Source organism: Altererythrobacter sp. CAU 1644 (assembly GCF_029623755.1).
GTDB lineage: Bacteria > Pseudomonadota > Alphaproteobacteria > Sphingomonadales > Sphingomonadaceae > Erythrobacter > Erythrobacter arenosus.
Map to the genome: position 1 here is coordinate 598038 of NZ_CP121106.1, position 18526 is coordinate 616563.

Genomic DNA, 18526 nt, shown 5'->3' on the forward strand with positions numbered 1-18526 from the left:
GAATCCTGCAGCATTGTTGCTGAACTTTGAAATGCAAAGTTGCGTTAGACGTTGATTTTACAAGATAGAACTTGTGGCAACTCCATGATGTTGCATCCGTGCTACACAGCGCGGCCCAAAGCTCCGCGTTCACGGCGCGAGGGTTGCCCCCGGGTTACGAGATTTGCATTGAAGCCTGATGCATCTGCGGGGGCGTAGATTGCAGTTATTTACGGACTGAAGGCTGACTGGACAGCCTAAAGGGGACTTTTGATCATGAAAATTTCGAGTCGCATGGCCAATTCTGGCCGCATGAAGCTGTATACCAGCGTGGGCATCGCCGCCGTCATGGCAAATGCGCCCGCCATCGCACAGGACGACGTTCTGTCGGAAGCGGAAGCGCCGCAGACTGAAACCGCCATCGTCGTTACGGGTACTCGTCTCGCGACGAACCCCGAAGTTGCCGGGCCCAATCCGGTCGTCACCGTCGACGCTGCCAACATCGAGCAGTCGGGCGAAGTGAACCTGACCGAGCTTCTGAGCCAGACGCCCGCACTGTTCAATTCGGAAGACAACTTCGACGCAGCCGGTTCGCAGGCCCGCTTCGGCGGTACCGGTGTCAACCTGCTCGATCTTCGGAACCTCGGTCCGCAACGCACCTTGGTTCTCGTCGACGGTCGCCGACACATCGCTGGCATCTCGGGTGAAGCCGCGGTCGACGTCAATACGATCCCGACCGCTCTGGTCGAACGGATCGACGTGCTTACCGGTGGTGTATCGTCGGTTTACGGGGCGGACGGCGTGTCCGGCGTGGTCAACTTCGTCATGAAGAAGGACTTCGAAGGCCTCGACATGCGCCTTCAGCGCGGTTTCTCCGAATATGGCGACGCCGACAGCTACTTCGGCTCGATTGCCGCCGGGACCAACTTCGCCGACGGTCGTGGCAATATCACGGCCGCTTACGAATACCGCAAGGACGGCCGCGTCGCATATGGCGACCGTCCGAATGGCCGTTTCGATGCACCGCTGCTCGTCCGCAACCCGGACGACATTCCGGACGATCCCAACGTGTTCGATTTTATCCCGCTGCCCTTCATCGGCTGGGCCGATAGTGCACCGGGCGGCGCCTTGGTTCTCGACAACAGCTTCGTGGCGACCTTCCGCGGTGACGGTCAGCCCTACAACGCCGGGGTCTTCCTCCCGAACTCGGGCTTCCGCTCGGCCGGTACTGCTGACACCGACGACACGCCAGTCGCCAGCTACCAGGGCGACCTCCAGGCACGTACCGAACACCACTCGGTCAACCTGTTCGCGAACTACGAAATTTCGCCTTCGTTGAACTTCTTCGCCGAAGGGAAGTATGTGAACTCCGAGAACTTCTCGGTATCGCAGCCCTCCTTCGACTTCTTCACCTATGTCGGCGGTGAGAACCCGTTCATCCCGCAGAACATTCGCGACATCATCGCGAACACCGGCGGATTCTTCGACGGTCTGCTGTTCAACCGCGACAACTTCGACCTCGGCACCCGCAACGAGATCCTCAAGCGTGATCTTTATCGCGGCGTCATCGGCTTCGATGGTGACATTTCGGACAATGCCCGCTTCGAAGTGAGCTATGTCTATGGTCGCAACGAAACGCGCTACATCTCCGAAAACTACCGTATCGAAGACCGCTACTTCGCGGCGCTCGATGCCGTGGACGAGGGAGCGTTCCTGACCGGCACGCCGAATGGCAACGTGGTTTGCCGCGTTTCGGTGGACGGCAGCGGCCTAGTTGACTCGTTCAACTTCAACTACGGCGAAGCACCGCAAACCTTCAGCCCGAACGAGTGCGTTCCGCTCAACGTGTTTGGTGAAGGCGTTGCCAGCCAGGCCGCACTGGACTTCATCAATGCCGACTTGCAGAACAAGTTCACGCTAACGCAGAACGTCGTGAGCGGCTTCGTTTCAGGTGACTTCGGCGCGCTGTTCGAATTGCCGGGCGGCCCGATCGGCTTCGTGGTCGGCGGCGAGTACCGCAAGGAGAAAAGCATTTCGCGTGTCGATCCGTTGGCCAAGCAGGTGACGGATTTCGATCCTGACCGCGGCGTCCTGGCCGACCTCGCTCTGCTTGATGACGAAACCGGTTCGTTCGACGTGATCGAAGGCTTCGCCGAGCTCGCGCTCCCGCTGCTTGCCGACATGCCGTTCGCCGACCTGCTCGAATTGCGTGCGGCTGTCCGCCTGTCCGACTATTCGACCTCGGGCTACACGGACAGCTGGTCGGTCTCGGGCGTCTGGGCGCCGGTAACCGACGTCCGCTTCCGCGGCAGCTACTCCAAATCGACTCGCGCACCGAACATCACCGAGTTGTTCGCGCCAGGCACGGGTACCTTCTCGTTTATCGCGGATCCTTGCGATCCAGCCAACGTGACGAGCGGTGCCCCGGTTCGCGCTGCCAACTGCCGGACCCTGATCGAAGGTCTGGGTGCTGACTTCGACACCTACGACTACGGTTCGGACATTGCCTCGAGCGCCAGTATCCCTGGTTTCGTGTCGGGCAACCCGAACCTCGAACCTGAAGAAGCAACGACCTGGACCGCCGGTGTCGTCGTGCAGCCGCGCTTCCTGCCCGGCTTCGCATTCAGCGCCGACTGGTTCGACATTGACCTTTCGCAGGCGATCAACACCACGACCCTGACGGAACTCGCGGAATTCTGCGTCGATTCGCCGACTCTGGACAACCAGTTCTGCGACCTCGTCGACCGCGCTCCCGGCACCGGCTTCGTCAACGGCTTCCGTCTGGCCCCGGTCAACGTTGCGTTCTTCGAAACTGCGGGCCTGGACGTCACGATGAGCTACCAGTTCGATCTGGGCGATTCGAGCCAGATCCAGCTGCGCGGTACTGTCGGTTACCTCGACAAGCTCAACTTCCTGCCGTCGAACGGCGGTACGGTTGACGACGACCGTGGTGAAGCCGGTGCTCCGAAGTGGAACGGCAGTGCCGACGTGACCTTCACGCGTGGCAACTTCAGCCTCAACTACGGCGTTCAGTATATTGGTGAACAGCTCCGCTACGAGAAGGACGTCCTTGCGGCCAACCCCGACCGTGCGGCGCCTGAGTTCATCACAATCGGTTCGCGCTTCATGCACGACATCCGTGGCGAGATGGACATCGCCGATACGGGTGCGTCGATCTACTTCGGCATCAACAACTTCACCAACGAACAGCCGGTGCTTGGCCTCGTCGACACGCCAACAGGTTGGCGCGGTCGTTACTACTTCGCCGGTCTTCGCGTGAAGCTTGCGGGTCTCCCCGGCTTCTAAGCGAACGCCCAAGGGCAAACGAAAAGGGCGGCCAATCGGCCGCCCTTTTTTTGTGAAGGGTTGGCGCTGGCGCTTATGCCACTTCGATCTGGAGTGCGCCGTCGCCTTCGTCGATCCTGACGGTCGAACCATCGGGCACTTCGCCCTGAAGGAGCTTCTCCGCCAGCGGATCCTGCAGATAGCGCTGCACCGCCCGCTTGAGCGGCCGCGCGCCATAGACAGGGTCGTAACCGACCCGCCCGAGCCAGCGCAGCGCCGCGTCGGTTAGGTCGAGTACGATCTTGCGATCCTTGAGCAGTTTCTGCACGCGCTTGACCTGGATTTCGACGATCGGCGCCATGTGTTCTTGCCCGAGCCGGTGGAACAGGATGATCTCGTCCAGTCGGTTGAGGAACTCTGGGCGGAAGTGACCGCGCACCACGTCCATCACCTGCGGCTCGACATCCTCGACCTTCTGCTCGTCGCTCATCTGGCTGAGGAACTGGCTACCGAGGTTCGAAGTGAGGATGATCAGCGTGTTCGAGAAATCGACCACCCTGCCCTGCCCGTCTGTCAGGCGGCCATCGTCGAGCACCTGCAGCAACACGTTGAAGACGTCGTTATGCGCCTTCTCCACCTCGTCGAACAGCACGACCTGGTAGGGCCTGCGCCGCACGGCTTCGGTCAGCACCCCGCCTTCCTCATATCCGACATAGCCCGGAGGCGCGCCGATCAGCCGGGCGACCGCGTGCTTCTCCATGAACTCGGACATGTCGATGCGCACCATCGCGGTGTCATCATCGAACAGGAATTCGGCGAGCGCCTTGGTCAGCTCGGTCTTGCCGACCCCCGTTGGGCCGAGGAAGAGGAAGCTGCCGAGCGGACGGTTCGGGTCCTGCAGCCCGGCGCGCGCACGGCGTACGGCCTTGCTGACCGCTTCGATCGCCTGTGCCTGGCCGATGACGCGCTTGCCAAGCAGTTGCTCCATCTGGAGCAGCTTGTCGCGCTCGCCCTCCATCATCTTGTCGATCGGGATACCGGTCCAGCGGCTGACGACCGAGGCAATATCCTCCTCGGTCACTTCCTCGCGCAGCAGCGCGTTCTCGGAGGCGCCGCGCGCTTCCTCGAGCTTCTTCTCGAGTTCGGGGATCTTGCCATAGGAAAGCTCGCCAGCCTTGGCGAGGTCGCCCTCGCGCTGGGCTTGCTCGAGCTCTATCCGCGCGGAGTCGAGCTCTTCCTTGATCTTGCTTTCGGCATGGATCTTGTCGCGCTCGTTCTGCCAGCGCGTGGTGAGCTCTGACGATTCCTGCTCGAGATTGGCAAGTTCCTCGCGCAGCGCCTTGAGCCGATCCTTGGAAGCATCGTCGCTCTCCTTGGACAGCGCCTGTTCCTCGATCTTGAGCTGGATGATCCGGCGATCGAGCTTCTCGATCTCCTCGGGCTTCGATTCCACTTCCATGCGGATGCGCGAGGCCGCCTCGTCCATCAGATCGATCGCCTTGTCGGGCAGGAAGCGATTGGAAATATAGCGATTGCTGAGCTGCGCGGCCGCGACCAGCGCCGCATCGGTAATGTTCACCCCGTGGTGCAGCTCGTATTTTTCCTTGAGCCCGCGCAGGATCGAAATCGTGTCCTCGACGCTCGGCTCCTCGATATAGACCGGCTGGAACCGCCGCTGGAGCGCGGGGTCCTTCTCGACGTACTTCTGATACTCGTCGAGCGTGGTCGCACCGATGCAGTGCAGTTCGCCGCGCGACAATGCAGGCTTGAGCAGGTTCGAGGCATCCATGCTACCTTCGGACGCGCCGGCGCCGATCAGCGTGTGCATCTCGTCGATGAACAGGATGATCTGCCCATCCGAACCCTTCACCTCGTCGAGCACGGTCTTCAGCCGTTCCTCGAACTCGCCGCGATACTTCGCCCCGGCAATCAGCGCGCCCATGTCGAGCGACATCAGCGTGCGACCCTTGAGGCTATCGGGCACGTCGCCATTGGCGATGCGCAGCGCGAGGCCTTCGGCGATGGCGGTCTTGCCGGTACCGGGTTCGCCGATCAGCGCCGGGTTGTTCTTGGTGCGGCGAGCGAGGATCTGGATCGTCCGGCGGATTTCCTCATCGCGGCCGATGACCGGGTCGAGTTTGCCCGCACGCGCCGCCTCGGTCAGGTCGCGGGCAAACTTCTTCATCGCTTCATAGGCGCTTTCGGCATTGGCGCTGTCGGCGGTCTTGCCCTTGCGGAGCTCGCCGATCGCCGCTTCGAGCGATTGCGGAGTGATGCTGGCCGCCGCCAGCGCCTCGCCCGCCTTGGTCTTGGAGATCGCGAGCGCGCCAAGCAGGCGTTCGACGGTAACGTAAGAATCGCCCGACTTCTCCGCCATCTGTTCGGCCTGGTCGAGCACGCGCACGGCGTCGTTGTCGAGGCCCGGCGTTGCTTGCGCGCCGCCGCCAGAAACCGCCGGAATCTTGGCGAGATCGGCGTCGACCGCACTGACTGCGAGACCGGGCTGGCCGCCGGCACGCTGGATCAGGCCGGCCGCCATCCCTTCATTGTCCTCGAGCAAGGCCTTGAGCAGATGCGTCGGCGTGATCCGTTGATGGTTCATGCGGATCGCGACGGTCTGCGCGCTCTGCAGGAAACCCTTGGCGCGATCGGTGAATTTTTCGAGATTCATCTAGGACTATCCCTCATTGAATTGCCGCCTCGATATGGTGTTGCATATTGGCAACACAAGCCCTGCCCCGAGAATTTTCCGAGGTGTGTTACTCGCATATAGGGGTGCCCTCATAACTTGCGAGGGCTCCAAGGTAAATTATTCGGCTGGTTCGCCTGCCAGTCCGGGGACGAGCACGGTTCGCGTTCCGCCGAAATCCTCGCGCACGACGATCAGCCCCTGTCGCTCGAGATGGTCGAGCAGGCGCCGAATGCGTCCGGGAGAAGCGGTGCCATAGGCCCGCGCCAAGGCGTCCTCATCGACCTGCGTCTCGCCCGCGTGCGCGGCCTTGGCGATCACGAGGAAGGGGGCGAGAAGGTCTTCCTCGACCCCCTCTGACAATTGCATGATCTGATCCTGTATATTCTCGGCCAGACCATCCAGCCCCGCACCCGCGACCGCAAAGCGGCGTTTGAACGCCTGCATGTCGGGCATGGGACCGATCAGCCGCTCGCGGCGACAACGCGTGAGAAACGTCTGGTACTGCGCGCTCGCCGACTGGAAGGCGATCCCATCTACTTGCGCGAGATCGCCGATAATCGCCTCGATCTGCTCGCCCACCGCGCTGGTGCCGATGGAGGCGCCCGGTTGCGGCGCATGGCGTTCCTCGGCCGCAGCAATGCTTTCCTCCACCTCTTCGATGCGAGGTGCGGGCGGCGGCGGCGGAGGTGGAGCAGCCTTGGCTGCTTCCGACGCAAGTCCGGTTGTCAGCAAGGCCGCCATATCGGCCGGCGCAGTTTCCGGCAGCGCCATTAAACCTTCGGCACGAGCTTTCATGCCCGAGCGCACCGGCCCGATCTTCACCGCCAGCGGCAGGCGCGTGATTGCCGGGCCGAGCGCGAGGAAATGCCCACGTTCGAGCTCGCGGATGCGCTCGGCCTGGCGCCGCTCCATGCCGAGCAAGTCGGCTGCGCGGACCATGTCGATATCGAGGAAGGTGCGCCCCATCAGGAAGTTCGAGGCTTCCGCCGCGACATTCTTGGCCAGCTTGGCCAGCCGCTGGGTCGCGACGATCCCGGCAAGGCCGCGCTTGCGCCCGCGGCACATCAGATTGGTCATCGCCGAGAGCGTCATCCGGCGCGTATCCTCGGCAATCTCGCCCGCGACAGCGGGCGCGAACATCTGCGCCTCGTCGACCACCACCAGCGCGGGATACCAGTGCTCGCGCGGGGCATCGAACAGCGCGGTAAGAAACTGCGCGGCGCAGCGGATCTGCTGTTCGACCTCGAGCCCGTCGAGGTCGAGCACCACGCTCGCGCGATGCTCGCGGATGCGGCGGGCAAGCGCCTCGATCTCTGCCGGAGCATAGGCCGCACCATCGATCACGACATGACCGAATTCCTTGGCCAGCGAAGGGAAGTCGCCTTCCGGGTCGATCACGACCTGCTGGACCATGCCCGCGCTCTCTTCGAGCAAGCGGCGCAGCAGGTGCGACTTTCCGCTACCCGAATTGCCCTGCACGAGAAGGCGCGTCGCGAGCAGTTCCTCGACGTCGAACTCGACCGGCTTGCCGGATGCCTCGTGGCCGATGGTAATGCGCGTCTTCACAACCGCTTGGGTAGCCAGACGAATCCGGCAAGCGAAACCCCTGCCGGTGACTTATCCCGAGCCAACTAGGTGCCGCGCTCTTGCGCCGCGTATCAGGCTATTGCGGCCGCCAGTTCCGTACCAGTTCGTCGAGCAGCATCACGCCGAACCCCCTCGATCCAGCCGGAACGAGCGGCAGGTTGGTCGCCGCCCGGTCGACCGAAGCCATGTCGATGTGAACCCAGGGGAGGTCTTCCGGGACGAAATACTCGATGAAGTGCGCCCCGGCGCTCGCTCCTGGTGCAGGGCTGGCATCGCTGTTCTTCACATCCGCAATGTCGGACTTCACGGCGTCGCGGTAGTTGGGATGCAGCGGCAGCGCCCACAGGTGCTCGCCCGTCGCGCGCCCGGCAGCGATGGCCCTGTTCGCATACTCGTCCTTGCGCGCAAACACCCCGGCGAATTCCGGCCCGAGGGCGACGCCGACCGATCCGGTCAGCGTGGCGATGTCGACGAGCGCGAAAGGCTTCTTCTGCTGGACCGCATATTCGATGGCGTCCGACAGAACGAGGCGCCCCTCGGCGTCGGTCGAGCGGATCTCGATTGTCTTGCCCGATAGGGTACGGACCACGTCGCCGGGACGCTGCGCATTTCCACCCGGCATATTTTCGGCCAGCGCCACAGCCGCAACGACATGGACCGGCGCCTTCGACTTGGCGAGCGAAAGCATCGCGCCCGTCACTGCGGCCGCACCCGACATGTCGCCCTTCATTTCCCACATATTGGTGTTGGGCTTGATTGAGATCCCGCCGCTGTCGAAGGTGATGCCCTTGCCGGCTAGCGCCAGTGGTGGACCGCCTGCGCCGCGGTAGGTGATCATCATCAGCCGCGCGCCGCGAGGGCTGCCCTGCCCGACCCCGGCAATCGCCCCCATGCCCAGCCGCCGCATGTCGGCCTGATCCAGCACCTCGATCGAGATGCGGTCGACCCCGGCCAGCTTCTCGCGCGCCCGCGCAATAAAGCTCTCCGGATAGACGACATTGGCAGGTTCGTTCACGAGGTCGCGGGCGAAAGCGACACCCTCGGCGAGCGGCTGATGGCGCGATTGCCACAGCGCGCTCGCGGCGGCAGCCTGCCCGCCAACGATCGTGACCGGGCCGGCCTCGGTCGGCTTCGCGTCGCTCTTGTAGCGGTCGAAGCGATATTGCCCGAGCGTCACGCCGAAGGCCATATCCGCCATCGCCGCGACATCGGGAGCACCCACCAGCGCGATGGCAGCCTTGCTGGACGAGAGCGCCTGGATCGCGCTCCCGGCGGCACTGCGCCAGTCGGGGGCCTGGCCCTCGTCGCGCGCCGCGCCGACGATCAGCAGATGCTCGATATCGCCTACCGCATAGACATTGACCGATTGGCCCAGCTTGCCCTCGAACTTCGCATCGCTCACCGCCTTCGCCACGCGTTCGCGCGCACTTGAATCGAGCGTCAGATCCGTTGGCAGATCAGTCCCGGAGACAACCGCTACCACGACGCCTGCCTGGGCCATCTCTTCCGAGAAGCCGAGCGAACGGGCGGAGCTGTTCTCGCGCGTCCCGGGCGCGATACCCGAGCCGGGTACGTCCTGCGCAGCCAAGCCAACCGGCTGGCCGCAAGCGAATGCAACCAGCGCAACGCCGGCGGCAAGTTTGAGATGGTGTTTGATGGCTATGCCCCCGTTATTTCGTGTTTTGTGCGGTTGACCTTGGCCCAGCCACACCGCAATCTTCAAGCGTCCAATCGACAAGAGGCGCCCTGTGTTCCGCAAATGGCTTTCGCGCATCGGTTTTGCGCTCCTGATCCTGTTTATTGCGGCTTTCGTCGCCCTCGCGACGTGGGAACCGTTCCTGGCTCGCCAAAGCGCGCCGCCACCCGAACGTGAATACCAGGCCGAGATCATCCGCGACTCATATGGCGTGCCGCACATCTATGGCGAGACCGATGCCGATGTCGCCTTCGGGGTCGCTATCGCCCATTCGGAGGACGATTTTTCGACTCTGCAGGACGTCATCGCGATGGCGAAAGGTCGCTACGGCGCAATTGCGGGACAAGACGGCGCAGCGATCGACTTCGTCTATCACTTGCTCGACGCGCGGGGGACCGCCGAAAGGCACTACCCCAACCTGCCGGCGGACACGCAGGCCCTGTTCGATGCCTATGCCAGCGGGCTCAACCAATATGCCGAGGATCATCCGGGGGAACTGAAACTCGCCAACCTCTTCCCGGTCAATGGGCCAGATGTCGCCGCGGGATTTGCGCTCCGGCAACCCTTCTTCTTCGGCCTCAACGGCGTGATCCAGCCGCTCGTTACAGGCGAACCGATGCGGCGCGAATTCGGGCCCGACATTCCCGGTTATCCGCGCAACGAGGCGGGCGAAGTGGTCGAGGTGCAAGCGGAGGCGGACGACGATCTCGCTTATTCGCCCTTCGGTGCTGATGGCGCGCTGTCGGGTTCGAACGCCTTTGCCGTCGCACCCGAGAAATCTGGCGGCCCGACCGTGCTCATCTCCAACTCGCACCAGCCGCTGCGCGGCGGCGTGGCATGGTACGAGCTCGTCGTCGAGAGCGGGGAAGGCTGGCACTATGCCGGGGCCAATTTCCCCGGATCGCCCTATCCCTTCCTCGGGCACAACGAGAATCTCGGCTGGACCAACACGGTCAATCGGCCCGACCTGACCGACGTCTATCGGCTCGAGATGGACGAAAGCGGGACGAAGTATCGGCTCGACGGCGAATGGCGCGCGCTTGAGAGCACTACCGTGACGCTGCCGGTAAAGCTCGGCCCGATCACGCTTCCGATCCGCCGCACCGTTCACCGCAGCGTGCATGGGCCGGTTATCTTCAACCACACCGGCGTCTATGCGATCCGATATGGCGGGATCGACAATATCGACCAGCTCGATGCCTACTACCGGCTCAACAAGGCGAAGAACCTCGACGAATGGCAGGCGCAACTCGCGCGTCTCGACGTCCCTTCCACCAACTTCATCTACGCCGACAAGGCCGGCAACATCGCCTATGTCTACAATGCCGCGATCCCCGACCGACCCGAGGGCTACAACTGGCGCGGCGTCCTGCCCGGCGATGACAGCAAGGCGATCTGGCGGGAGACGGTGGACTATGCCGCCCTGCCCAAGCTGATCAATCCGGCGTCGGGCTGGCTCTACAACTCAAACAACGAACCTTACACCGCCGCCGGTCCGGGCAGCGATCTCGACCCCGATGACTTCGCACCGATCCTGGGCATCGAGGAGAAGCAGACCAACCGCTCGCGTCGGGCGTGGAAGCTGCTGAGCGAGGCGAGCCTGCTCAACCGCGAGACGCTGCGACGGATCAAGTACGACACCGCCTATGAACGCGAGGGCTATGTCGGCGACCTGTGGGACGCTCTCGAACGGCTCGATCTGCCAAACGGTAGCGAGCTCGCCAAGGCCCGCGATCTTCTGCTGCAGTGGGATTTCACCGCCGACAGCAGGGGCGGCGCGGACGCTCTTGCCCTGCTCATGATCAAGGATTTCATGTCGGCCGAGTACCAGAACAAGCCGCTGCCCGATGTGCGCGACAAGCTGGAATGGGCCGTAGGACATCTCGAAGATCACTTCGGCCGGATCGACCCGCCCATGTCCGAGCTCTTGCGGCTACGGCAGGGCGACGTCGACCTGCCGCTCGATGGTGGCTCGGACACCCTGCGCGCTTCCACGACCTGGCGCATCGACGAAGACGGCCGCCTCGGCCTGGTCCATGGCGACAGCTTCATCCAGTGGGTCGAATGGGCCGAGGGCGAGCGGGTCTTGTCGCGCTCGATCCAGCCGTTCGGTTCGGCCAGCACCCGGCCCGACAGCCCGCACTACACCGACCAGATGCAGCTCTTTGTCGAGCACAAGTTGAAACCGGTCCATTTCTGGCGTGACGACGTACTTGCCAATGCGGCGCGGAGATATACGGTCCGCAACCGCTAGACTTCCGCTTCCTTCAAGACAGACATCTCGCAGCCCCCAAGGAGAACCCATGCGAAATCTGATGCTTACCTCTGCCCTTGCGTTGGCTCTCGCCGGATGTGCAACCGTACCTGCCGCCGAAAGTGCAACCGATACGGCCGCGACGAATAGCGCCGAAGTAGCCGTCGCTCCGCTCGGGGAGATGATCGAGGACGTCAAGCTCGACTACGAGACCTTCACCCTCGACAACGGGCTGGAAGTTGTGGTCCACACCGACCGCAAGGCGCCGATCGTGGGCGTCACAACCTATTATCGTGTCGGTTCGAAGCACGAGCCGCGCGGGCGCACTGGTTTTGCCCACCTGTTCGAACACATCATGTTCACCGGGTCGGAGAACGTCGACAATTTCGACATTCCGCTCGAGGCCGCAGGCTCGACCAGCACGAACGGCAGCACCAATTTCGATCGCACCAATTACGTCGAAACCGTTCCGACCGGGGCACTCGATCTTGCGCTGATGATGGAAAGCGACCGCATGGGCTACCTGCTTGGCGCGGTCGACCAGGCCAAGCTCGACAAACAGCGGGGCGTTGTCCAGAACGAGAAGCGTCAGGGCGACAACCAGCCCTATGGCCTCACCTTCTATGCCCTGCTCGAAGGCCTGTTCCCTGTCGGCCACCCCTATCGCCATTCGGTGATCGGTTCGATGGCGGATCTCGACGCGGCCTCGCTCGGCGACGTCCACCAGTGGTTCAAGGACAACTACGGCCCCAACAATGTAGTGCTGGTGCTGACCGGTGATATCGATGCCGCGACCGCGCGCCCCAAGGTCGAACGCTGGTTCGGCAGCATCCCGGCCGGACCCGAAGTCCGCAAGGTCGAAGGTGGTCCGGTAACCCTGGCGGCCGACAAGTCGCGCGAGATCGCCGACCAGGTTCCCCTGCCGCGGGTCTACCGCGCCTGGTCAGGGCCGGCGCAAGATCATCCGGACGCAATCCCGCTGGCGCTTGGCTTCGAATTGCTCGGCAGCCTCAATAGCTCGCGGCTCGACAAGGCCCTCGTTCGCGAGGAACAGCTGGCCGTTTCCGTCGGCGCATTCAACCTGCTGGCCGAGGACGTGTCGATCATGGTCGCGCAGATGGACGTCAAGCCGGGCGTCGACCGCGCTACGGCTGAAGCGCGCCTCGATGCTCTGATTGCCGAACTCGTGGAGTCGGGACCAGAAGAGGAGGAACTCAAGCGCGCCGCCACCTCGTTGATCGCGCAAGCGGTGAACCAGCTGGAGGCGGTTGGCGATTTCGGCGGCAAGGGAATCGTATTTGCCGAAGGCGCGCTGTTCAACGATGATCCCGGCCATTATCTCGATGATCTGCGGGAAACGGCTGCCACGACCCCCGGCCAGGTGCGCGAAGCGCTGCAGCGGTGGCTGACGCGCCCCGTATTCAAGCTGGCCATCGTCCCGGGCGAACGGACCGAAGATGGGGCGACCATGGGGGGCTGGGGTGACGAAGCCACCGTTCCGCCCGAGCCTTCGACCAATGCCGGTGTCGTCCAAACGGCCTCGGGAGAAGCGCGCGAGATGCCTCCGGTCGAGCCGGTAGGGGCGCTCACCTTCCCCACTACGCAGAGCGCCAGGCTCTCCAACGGTGTTGAGGTCACGCTCGCAAGGCGCACCGCAGTTCCGAAGGTCCTCATGTCGATCGAATTCGATGCCGGCCTTGCTGCAGACGGTGCGGCCAGGGCAGGCACGCAGTCGCTGATGATGGAAATGCTCGAACAGGGCACCACCACGCGCAGCGTCGATGACATCGCAGAAGAACAGGAACTGCTGGGCGCATCGATCTCGACCGGCACCTCGGTCGATCGCAGCACGGTGACGCTCGACACGCTGTCGGCCAATCTGGCCCCATCGCTGGAGCTCGTCGCCGACATCGTGCGCAACCCCGCCTTCAACGAAACCGATGTTGCTCGCGTTCGCGACCAGCGCCTGGCTGCGATCGCACAGCAGATCGCTTCGCCGATCGGCCTCGCGCAGCGCGTGTTCGGCCCGATCGTCTACGGCCGCGATCATCCCTACGGCTCGGTCGGCGCATCAGGAGAGCGCGATGTCGTATCCTCCGTCACCACTGCGAGCTTGGCGGATGCGCACCGCACCTGGCTGCGCCCGGATAACATGCGGGTGACGGTCGTGGGCGATGTCGAGATGGCCAATCTGCTCCCAGCGCTCGAGGCCGCCTTCGGCGACTGGCAGGCTCCTGCGGGCGCTCCCCCGGCAAAGCAGCTCGATGCCCCTGTCGCGCAGACGGGTCCGGCGATCTACGTTCTCGACCGGCCCAACTCGCCGCAATCGGTGCTGCTGTTTGGCAGGGCGCTGCCCCTCACCGGGCGCGACCAGGGCCTGGAGGCGCTCGAACTTGCCAACGAAGTCATCGGCAATGGCTTCCTGTCGCGCATCAACATGAACCTGCGCGAAGAAAAAGGCTGGTCCTATGGCGCTCGCAGCAACATCAGCGATCCGCTTGGGCCGCGCGCCCTGACCGTGTTTACCCGGGTTCAGTCCGACCGGACCGGGGATTCGATCCAACTGATCCTCGACGAAATGCGCGCTTTCCCGTCGACACGCGGGGTCGATGCGGTCGAACTCCAGCGGGTGACCGATGGCAATATCCGCAACCTGCCGAACCGGTATCAGACCAATGCGCAGGTCTTGGGCGCATTGCTCGATAACCAACGGCTGGGACGCCCCGCCGACTACCAGTCGAAACTGCCCGACCTCTATCGTGCGATCGACGCTGCCTCGCTCGAACAGGCCGCGACCCGCTATCTCCGACCCGACCAGATGGCCATCATCGTCGTCGGCGACCGCGGGCAGATCGACAGCCAGATTGCCGGGCTCGGCCTACCGGTCACCTACCTCGATCCGGAAACCGGAGAAGTAGTTGACTCTGATGTCAGTAGCGCGGATTAAACCACCCGTCTTTCAATCCCCAAAGAGAGGAAATTTGCATGTCTGTTGCCGGAACCTACGATACCGTCGTCAAAAGCCCGATGGGCGATCAGAAGGGCACCTTCACCGTCGTCCCCGGTGACGACGGCAACAGCTTCACCGGCTCGATGGCCGGCGGCATGGGCTCGATGGACGTGGCCGATGGCACCATCGACGGCAACACGCTGAGCTGGAAGATGAACATGACCGTGCCGATGCCGATGACGCTCAACTGCACCGCCACCGTAGACGGCGACCAGCTGACCGGCACCGTCAACGCCGGCGCATTCGGCGACATGGCTCTGACAGGCCAGCGCCAGGGCTGAACCAGCACCTTACAGAATCGAAAGGGCCGTCGGAGCGATCCGGCGGCCCTTTTGCTTTCTGCAAGGTCGGCTAACCTCGGCTCAGCCACCCACCGAGAAGTCGAAAATCCGCGAAGTTGTCGCGCCGACGCCGGAAATGCCTGGGCCCCCACCTGCTGCGGTCGAGTAGATGAATCCGTACTCCCCGCGCTCGAGCTCGACTTGCGGGCGCACCTTGAAGACGCCGGGCGCCACCCGCTCGTAATCGAACGGGATCTGGTCCTTTTCCATTACTCCCGCCTTGGCGCCGCCAAGATTGAACTTGCCCACCTTGGCTTCGCGGCGTCCGCTCCTGACCTTGAAGCGCACGAGGCTGAATTCGGCCGGCGAGGTGACTGCACCTGCGTCCCAGAAGCTGGCCCCGCCGCGGTTCGAAAGCGAACTGCTCGCCTGGTCGAAGTAGAAATAGAAGGTCGGGCGCGCGGCCTTAGCCGCGATACGCGCCGAGCTGTTAGGGACCACCGTCTTGAAGCTCATCGAAGCAATGCCGCCGGTGAGCGCGTAGCCCAGGAACCCGCCGGTCTTGGTCTGGTTGCTGGTCGTCGCATCGATGAGGTGCATTCTCGGCTCGTCCGACCAGTCGGCGAGCAGGTAGACGCCGGGCGGGTGCGGCACAAGCGGGTCAGGGCTGTCGATCGACGCCGCTGCCGACATCGAGGCGCCGGTCGAATTGGATGCCTCGATCATCGCCGCGATCACGACAGATGAAACACCCTTCTGCTTGAGCGCAATCAGCGCGTCCGTCGTGACGTCGTAGCTGCCCGGAGTTTGCTGGATCTTGGCGACGATGGCTTCCTCGCCGAGGCCGACCTCCGTCAGCATGACAACGGTTTCATTGTCGAGCGTTTCTGCGCTGGCAGGCGCAGCGAAGGCCAATGCCCCCGCGCCCAGGATAACCTTCCAATTCATGATCGACCCCTGCTTGTTTTCGCACCCCCGACCCGTGCAGGCCAGATGGAAGTGTCTGTAAACGCAGTTGTCCTAACAGCCTAGAAGGCTGGGCAGTTATTTCATCGCTTTATTTGCGCGCTGTCCATCAGCACACGGACGCCCGAGATATAGCGGTCGAAATAATAGAGTTTCGGCGCGTCGAAACTGATCAGGTAGAGGCGCTCGTCGATGATGGCGGCGCGCACTTCTCCGAGCCGTTCGACATTGTCGCCGCCCGTGTAGGAGAAGGCGAAGTGGACGCCGTCATAGCCTGCGAACTTGGCGGGTCGGACCTCGGTAATCTCGAACAGCGAGCCGCCCAGAACGACATTGGCAGTGTCCTCGTACCATTCGACGATGTCGGTCGGGAGCATGTCGGAATCGAATTCCGGCATGGGATTGCGCTTTTCCTGGCGGCGCTTGAACAGCGCCTCGCCATCCTTGATGCCCATATAGAAGCCGAGATCGGTCAGCTGCATGCCCTCGCGGGTCCACAGCTCGGCGCGCTTGGTAGGCCGCTGGGTCGAGCGGTTCCAGTCCTCGGTCGGCGTCACGATCACATTCGATCGGGCGACTTCACGCGGTTCGTCCTTCTTGACGAGCCGCCACCCGGCCTGCGCGGGTGCGGCGACCATGCCGGCGGCCAATACTGCGGCGATCAGGGCGATGCGAAACTTCATTGGATTTCCTCCCCGGCCATGGAGGCGAGCAATGCGGCATCCGGCGCATCCGGCGCCAGTTCGAGATACTGGCGGAGCGCAGCCTTGCCTTCGGTTGCCTGCCCATCGCGCAACAGCGACAGGCCCAGCCCGCGCCAGCTTTCACTCGGGGCATTGCCGGCCGCGATCGCCTGACGGAAGAATTCAGCCGCCTGGGCGAAATCACCCGCTTCACCGCGCGCGCGGTAGAGTTCACCGCGGGCATAGAGCAGATCGCCGGTCCAGCCGAGCGGGTCGGTGCCGGCCAGGGTCGCGAGCAGATATTCGGTTCCGCCAAAATCCTTCAGCGCAATCTGGTCTTCGATCAGGCGCGGCCACCAATTAGCCAATGCCGCGCGATATTCCGCTGCGTTATCAATGCCTTTTCCCTCTACCTGCGCTTCTTGCGCCAGCTTTGCGAGCGTCCCCATCCGCTCCGTCGAGCGCGGGTGCGTGGCGAACAGCCCGCCGTTGCGGTTCTTGTCGCTGCGATGACCGCGTTCCTTGGCGGTAGCGTCCATCTCGGCGCCGAGCTGCGACCATATCGCCGAGGCTGCGCGCGGATCGTAACCGGCGCGCGCAAGCTCGGTTACCGAGCCTGCATCGGCTTCGCGCTCCATGTCGCGCCCGAACGAGAAGAGGCTGCCCATGATCGCCATCTGCGTACCGACGGCCGCGGCATAGGGCACGCGGACAGGCACGACATAAAGCCAGCTGAGCAGGTCGGTCTTCGAGCGCATGTTGCGGAACAGACGGAGCGAGTGCTGCTTCTCGAAATGGGTGAATTCGTGTCCCAGCACCGCCGCCAGTTGCGCTTCGCTGCGCATGCGCAGCAATAGCCCGCTGTAGACGAGCATAACGCCATTGGGTGCCATGCTCGCGTTGAAGTAGGGCGTGCGCACGATGTAGAGGCGCGTCGCGGCACACCGATCGTCACCGACCGTGCGGCACAGCACGCCGCGCACATAATCGTTGAGCTCGGGGTCCTCGATCAGGAATTTCGATTGCTTCAGCCACCGCTCGGCTTCGTCCATCTCGTACCAGAGCCCGCGTTCGAGATCGTCCTGCGGCTCGTAGTTGTGTGCGCTTGGCAAAGGCTTGCTTGCACCGTCCGCGTCTTGCGCAGCGAGCGGGGAGCAGAGCAGCGTACCGGCCAGCAAAGCGGTGAGGATGCTCTTCACTGGTCGACCTCCGGGCTCTCTTCGGGCGTTTCCGCGGCCTCGGCCGAATTTTCCATTTCCGGATCGGGAGGCAGTGCGGGTTCGAAGAAGATCGTGCCCTCGGGCGCCGCGACACCCTCTGCCTTGACCGGGAAGTCCTCCATCAGCTGCTTCACCCGCTTCTCGGCGCCATCGACGGTGCGCGGATCGCCGCCCATCGAAGTGTCGACGTTGAGCCACACGAGATCGCCCGTGTCGAGGTCGACCAGGCCCGCGTAACCGATGTGGACGCCGCTCGGGACGAACCCTCCGCCAAGCAGCAGCGCCAGCCCCTGGATGACCTTGCGCCCGGTCGAGCCGTAGCTGTCATAGGTGTAGAAGAAGAGCCCATAGTCGCCGCCCAGCGGCTTGAGGCGGGCAGCGCCGTCACCCAGCGTCCAGTCGAACTTGTCGCGCTTCGTCGGGAGCCGGTTGCTGGGCACCATCTTGTGATTGAGGACGGCATTGGCGACGGTCGTGAACAGTGCGGTGTAATCTTCGACCAGCTCGGTATTCTCCCCGTCCTGGTCGCCCACCATTACCAGCTGCGTGCCGCGCAACTGGTGCTCTTTCTCGAGCGCGGCCATCAGATTGGCCTTGGCCTGCTCGGTCCATTCGGCATTGGGTTCGTGCATGCCGCCGGTCGTCTGCGCGCCCACGCGCACGTCCGGCCGAAAGACGAGGATCCTGACCTCGCCCGGCTTGAGCTGGTAACCTTCCTTGACTTCGGTGCGCTCCAGCCCGCCGAGTTGCGCCTGGGCTGCGCCAACCGGCACGACCAGCAGCGCAGCGGCAGCCAGGGCGCCTAGCACGCGTCTCATGGGTCAAGACCCCCTATGTATGGAAGTCCCTGATATTGCATCATTTGCATGAACC

At 63.5% G+C, this 18526-nt stretch carries 11 protein-coding genes; 4 read left to right on the forward strand and 7 right to left on the reverse strand.

Annotated features, from left to right (window positions below):
- The first annotated feature begins 255 nt into the window (after nucleotides 1–255).
- Nucleotides 256–3285 carry a TonB-dependent receptor plug domain-containing protein gene (locus P7228_RS03055; RefSeq protein ID WP_278016754.1) on the forward strand — a complete coding sequence of 1010 codons (3030 nt, stop codon included), beginning with the start codon at nucleotides 256–258 and terminating at the stop codon, nucleotides 3283–3285.
- 73 nt (nucleotides 3286–3358) lie between these two features.
- Here P7228_RS03055 and clpB read toward each other — a convergent pair whose 3' ends face one another.
- From clpB to P7228_RS03070, 3 genes are all read right to left on the reverse strand, one after another.
- Nucleotides 3359–5935 (reverse strand): ATP-dependent chaperone ClpB, encoded by a 2577-nt coding sequence (gene clpB, locus P7228_RS03060; RefSeq protein ID WP_278016755.1) that lies wholly within the window; start codon nucleotides 5933–5935, stop codon nucleotides 3359–3361.
- A gap of 138 nt (nucleotides 5936–6073) precedes the next feature.
- Nucleotides 6074–7522, reverse strand: coding sequence for an ATP-binding protein (locus tag P7228_RS03065; RefSeq protein ID WP_278016756.1), 1449 nt, complete (start codon nucleotides 7520–7522; stop codon nucleotides 6074–6076).
- A gap of 97 nt (nucleotides 7523–7619) precedes the next feature.
- Nucleotides 7620–9131, reverse strand: coding sequence for a leucyl aminopeptidase family protein (locus tag P7228_RS03070; RefSeq protein ID WP_278016757.1), 1512 nt, complete (start codon nucleotides 9129–9131; stop codon nucleotides 7620–7622).
- A 160-nt stretch (nucleotides 9132–9291) separates the two neighbouring features.
- Here P7228_RS03070 and P7228_RS03075 point away from each other — a divergent pair, with 160 nt between their 5' ends.
- From P7228_RS03075 to P7228_RS03085, 3 genes are read left to right on the forward strand one after another with little or no spacing between them, the layout of a single operon-like run.
- Entirely contained in the window at nucleotides 9292–11493 is a 2202-nt protein-coding gene (locus P7228_RS03075) for an acylase (protein WP_278016758.1), read from the forward strand.
- A gap of 49 nt (nucleotides 11494–11542) precedes the next feature.
- On the forward strand, nucleotides 11543–14440 hold the full coding sequence (locus P7228_RS03080) for a M16 family metallopeptidase (protein WP_278016759.1): 2898 nt from the start codon (nucleotides 11543–11545) through the stop codon (nucleotides 14438–14440).
- Nucleotides 14441–14478: 38 nt separating this feature from the next.
- Complete coding sequence (locus P7228_RS03085; protein WP_278016760.1) at nucleotides 14479–14784, forward strand: hypothetical protein; 306 nt, start codon at nucleotides 14479–14481, stop codon at nucleotides 14782–14784.
- An 81-nt stretch (nucleotides 14785–14865) separates the two neighbouring features.
- Here the strand turns inward: P7228_RS03085 and P7228_RS03090 are convergent, their stop codons facing one another.
- The 4 genes from P7228_RS03090 to P7228_RS03105 form a co-directional block, all read right to left on the reverse strand.
- On the reverse strand, nucleotides 14866–15732 hold the full coding sequence (locus P7228_RS03090; protein WP_278016761.1) for a hypothetical protein: 867 nt from the start codon (nucleotides 15730–15732) through the stop codon (nucleotides 14866–14868).
- Nucleotides 15733–15833: 101 nt separating this feature from the next.
- Nucleotides 15834–16433, reverse strand: a complete 600-nt coding sequence (locus tag P7228_RS03095) for a hypothetical protein (protein ID WP_278016762.1) — start codon at nucleotides 16431–16433, stop codon at nucleotides 15834–15836.
- On the reverse strand, nucleotides 16430–17632 hold the full coding sequence (locus P7228_RS03100) for a M48 family metallopeptidase (RefSeq protein ID WP_278016763.1): 1203 nt from the start codon (nucleotides 17630–17632) through the stop codon (nucleotides 16430–16432). The genes P7228_RS03095 and P7228_RS03100 overlap by 4 nt, the downstream gene beginning before the upstream one ends.
- Nucleotides 17629–18471, reverse strand: coding sequence for a hypothetical protein (locus P7228_RS03105; RefSeq protein WP_278016764.1), 843 nt, complete (start codon nucleotides 18469–18471; stop codon nucleotides 17629–17631). Before P7228_RS03105 ends, P7228_RS03100 begins: the two co-directional genes overlap by 4 nt.
- Between the last annotated feature and the right edge of the window lie 55 nt (nucleotides 18472–18526).

Bases quoted from the DNA above. Each gene is read 5' to 3' on its own strand.
- P7228_RS03055 (WP_278016754.1), top strand. From the start codon at position 256: ATGAAAATTTCGAGTCGCATGGCCAATTCTGGCCGCATGAAGCTGTAT.
- clpB (WP_278016755.1), bottom strand. From the start codon at position 5,935: ATGAATCTCGAAAAATTCACCGATCGCGCCAAGGGTTTCCTGCAGAGC.
- P7228_RS03080 (WP_278016759.1), top strand. From the start codon at position 11,543: ATGCGAAATCTGATGCTTACCTCTGCCCTTGCGTTGGCTCTCGCCGGA.
- P7228_RS03085 (WP_278016760.1), top strand. From the start codon at position 14,479: ATGTCTGTTGCCGGAACCTACGATACCGTCGTCAAAAGCCCGATGGGC.
- P7228_RS03090 (WP_278016761.1), bottom strand. From the start codon at position 15,732: ATGAATTGGAAGGTTATCCTGGGCGCGGGGGCATTGGCCTTCGCTGCG.
- P7228_RS03095 (WP_278016762.1), bottom strand. From the start codon at position 16,433: ATGAAGTTTCGCATCGCCCTGATCGCCGCAGTATTGGCCGCCGGCATG.
- P7228_RS03105 (WP_278016764.1), bottom strand. From the start codon at position 18,471: ATGAGACGCGTGCTAGGCGCCCTGGCTGCCGCTGCGCTGCTGGTCGTG.